This is a genomic window from Gilliamella sp. Fer4-1 (assembly GCF_001690515.1).
Classification (GTDB): domain Bacteria; phylum Pseudomonadota; class Gammaproteobacteria; order Enterobacterales; family Orbaceae; genus Gilliamella; species Gilliamella apicola_C.
This window is the reverse complement of the sequence record NZ_LZGZ01000088.1, coordinates 1-3,425: the sequence shown is the minus strand read 5'-3', so window position 1 is coordinate 3,425 and position 3,425 is coordinate 1. Positions and strand designations below refer to the sequence as shown.

Here is a 3,425-nt window from a genome sequence, read left to right as displayed (position 1 = left end):
ATTTGTGCATAAATTTTATATGATTGGTTCAAGAGAAGTGCTTTTTATGTTATTTTGGTAGATACTAGATGTATCTGAAATAGTATGTAAAAATACATTGATTATTTATAAGTGTATTTATTTTATCTTCATATAATTACTTTTTAAAGGATAAACTTATGTCAAAAGGGCAGTCATTACAAGATCCTTATTTAAATTTGCTTCGTCGAGAGCATATTCCTGTATCAATCTATTTAGTTAATGGTATTAAGTTACAAGGGCAAATTGAATCATTCGATCAGTTTGTTATTTTGCTAAAAAATACTGTAAGCCAAATGGTATATAAACATGCCATTTCGACGGTCGTACCTTCTAGACCTATTTCTGGACTTGTATCTCAGCCTGAAGAGGGAAGTGAAAGCTGATATTTCAGTGGAGATTCTGATTGTTTGAGCGATATAAAGGCGGTGAGACTGCCTTATTAGTCCATGTATTTTTCCCTCAAGAAAGCAATATTGAGGATCTTAAAGAGTTTGAAGTATTAGTTTCTTCTGCTCGAATAGAGATTCTCGATATTGTGACGACCTCAAGAAAATCGCCGCAAGCCAAATATTTCATTGGTGAAGGTAAAGCACAAGAAATAGCTGAAAAAGTTAAACAACTTGGTGCTTCTGTTATTTTAGTCAATCATACTTTAACACCTTCTCAAGAGCGTAACTTAGAACAACTATGTAAATGCCGAGTTGTGGATAGAACAGGATTGATTCTTGATATTTTTGCCCAACGAGCTAGAACGCATGAAGGTAAATTGCAAGTTGAGCTAGCCCAGTTACAACATCTTTCGACACGATTAGTGCGAGGTTGGACTCATCTAGAACGGCAAAAAGGTGGTATTGGCTTACGTGGCCCTGGTGAAACTCAATTAGAAACTGATAGACGATTGATTCGCCATCGTATTCAGTTAATTTTATCAAGGTTGTCTAAAGTTGAAAAACAGCGAAATCAAAATCGCCAATCAAGAAATAAAGCTGATCTATCAACAATATCTTTAGTTGGTTACACAAATGCCGGAAAATCGACACTATTTAATGCTTTAACAAAGGCTGATGTATATGCTGCTAATCAGTTATTTGCTACACTCGATCCAACGCTGCGACGAATCGTTGTTGATGATGTTGGTGAAGTTGTTTTAGCGGATACGGTCGGTTTTATTCGTCACTTGCCACATGATCTTATTGCGGCTTTTAAAGCAACACTACTTGAAACTCAAGAAGCCACTTTATTATTACATGTTGTTGACGCAGCGGATCCTAATTTATTGGATAATATGCATGCTGTTGATGAAGTCTTGCTTGAAATTGATGCTCACGAAATACCAACATTACTCGTTATGAACAAAATCGATTTAATTGAGGGTAAACAACCAGGTATTGATCGAGATGAAAATGGTATGCCAATTCGAGTTTGGGTTTCTGCACAAAATGGTTTAGGATTAGATCAATTATTTATTGCTTTGAAAGAAAGATTAGCTAAGCAAATTCAAGTTTGCCATTTAAGCTTGCCAGCTTGCTTAGCAAAACTAAGGAGCCGTTTATATCAGTTAAATGCGGTTGAACATGAACTTATTAATGAGGATGGTAGTTTTCATTTAGATGTGAGAATTCCCTCTATTGAATGGAATCGCCTCTGTAAACAAGAACCAGATCTGTTATACTTAATCAATAAGCAAAATAATAACTAATTGTTAAATGGAGCATATAATATATGGCGTGGAATCAGCCCGGAAATAACGGACAAGATAATGATCCATGGGGAGGCAATAACAAAAAAACACCCAATAATTCATTAGGTGATTTATTTGATAAAATTAAAGACCTCTTAAAGAAAAGTAATTCAGGTAACCATAATGACGGTTCATCAGGCATTAAATTACCGATGGATGCGTCGAAAATTGTTGGTGCTATAATAATTGTTCTTGCTCTTATTTGGGGAGGGAATGGGTTTTACACTATTAATCAAAGCGAACGTGGTGTTATTACCCGATTTGGTCAAGTTCAGCCCGAAATTATTCAACCTGGATTAAATTGGAGTCCACCATTAATTGACAAAGTGTATAAAGTTGATACACAAGGTACGCACAATTTTAATGTAAATGGGTTTATGATAACAACAGATCAAAATTTGGTCTTTGTTGAGATGAATGTACAATATCGTATCAACGATCCTATAAAATATTTATTTAAAGTCACTAATGTTAAAGACAGTCTACAACAAGCTGCAGATAGTGCTTTACGCACAGAAGTAGGCAGCTCAAGTATGGATGATATTTTAACTGATGGGCGTTCCGCATTAGAAACTCGCACTAAAGATGAGTTGGTTAATGTGATTAATCATTATGATATGGGAATTAGTATAGTGGATCTTAATTTCCAATCAGCTCGTCCTCCTGAAGCTGTACAAGAAGCTTTTAACGATGCAATGAATGCTCAAGAAGATAAAAAGCGTGAAATAAATAAAGCGGTTGCTGAAAAAGTTAAGCAAGTTCAACAAGCAGAAGGTCGTTCTGCAAGAATTCTAGCAGATGCAAATGCTTATAAAGTTAAAGTAGAACTTGAAGCTGCTGGTGATGTCGCTCGTTTTGAAAAAATCTTACCACAATATAAGGCGGCACCAGAAATTACTAAAGAACGCTTATATATTGAAACTATGGAAAGAGTATTGGCTAAAACGAAAAAAATTTTGGTTAATGATAAAAGCGGAAATTTAATGATATTACCTCTAGAGCAACTATTGAAAGATACAAATGAAAAGCATTCTGAACCAACGGTGTTATTAAATGAAAATAGTAAATATAATTCTAATATGGTGCTCTCTTCTGAAACAATAAAACATCAACCTCAGACGACACAAGAATTATCAAAAGAGGTTAATAGTAATACAAATAATACCATTAGCACCAGCAATAGTACGCGAACTGCGCGATTTATGGGAAGATAAGGAGAAAGTATGCGCAAGTTATTGATTCCTATAATATTTATTTTAATTGGTGTGTTTTTTTCTAGTGCTTATGTTATTGAAGAAGGAACTAGGGGTATAGTTTTACGATTTAATAAAATTATAAGATTATCAGATCCTGGATTACATTTTAAAATCCCTGGGATGGATAATGTAAAAGTTGTTGATTCTAAAATTCAAACAACAAATAGTTCTGATAATGTTGGTAAGGAACAAAAGTTTATAACACGTGAAAATAAAGATTTAGTTATTGATTATTTTGTACAATGGAAGATTGTTGATTTTAATCGGTACTATGAAACTATTGCGGGCGGTAATAGTGTTGAAAACCTATTGCTTGCTCGGTTAAATGGCCGTTTAAGAGCCGAAGTGGGTAAATTAGATATCGTTGATATTATTAATGACACCAATAATAACTCTCGCAATTCTAT

General features: G+C 34.2%; 4 protein-coding genes. All 4 read left to right on the top strand.

The window, feature by feature from the left end; all coding sequences use genetic code 11:
• Window positions 1-158: 158 nt before the first annotated feature.
• The gene (gene hfq / locus A9G30_RS03415) at window positions 159-404 is read left to right on the top strand and encodes an RNA chaperone Hfq (RefSeq protein ID WP_065567290.1); all 246 of its coding nucleotides are present in this window, start codon (window positions 159-161) and stop codon (window positions 402-404) included.
• Between the two features lie 20 nt (window positions 405-424).
• Complete coding sequence (hflX, locus tag A9G30_RS03410; RefSeq protein WP_065588067.1) at window positions 425-1,720, top strand: ribosome rescue GTPase HflX; 1,296 nt, start codon at window positions 425-427, stop codon at window positions 1,718-1,720.
• 23 nt (window positions 1,721-1,743) lie between these two features.
• Window positions 1,744-2,976, top strand: a complete 1,233-nt coding sequence (gene hflK / locus A9G30_RS03405) for an FtsH protease activity modulator HflK (RefSeq protein WP_065588066.1) — start codon at window positions 1,744-1,746, stop codon at window positions 2,974-2,976.
• Between the two features lie 9 nt (window positions 2,977-2,985).
• Window positions 2,986-3,425, top strand: a 440-nt coding sequence (locus tag A9G30_RS03400) for an SPFH domain-containing protein (protein WP_218057706.1), incomplete at its 3' end; no start/stop codon positions are given.

What these genes read in the sequence shown, in the direction of transcription:
- hfq (WP_065567290.1), top strand. Translation starts at nt 159, where the DNA reads ATGTCAAAAGGGCAGTCATTACAAGATCCTTATTTAAATTTGCTTCGT.
- hflK (WP_065588066.1), top strand. Translation starts at nt 1,744, where the DNA reads ATGGCGTGGAATCAGCCCGGAAATAACGGACAAGATAATGATCCATGG.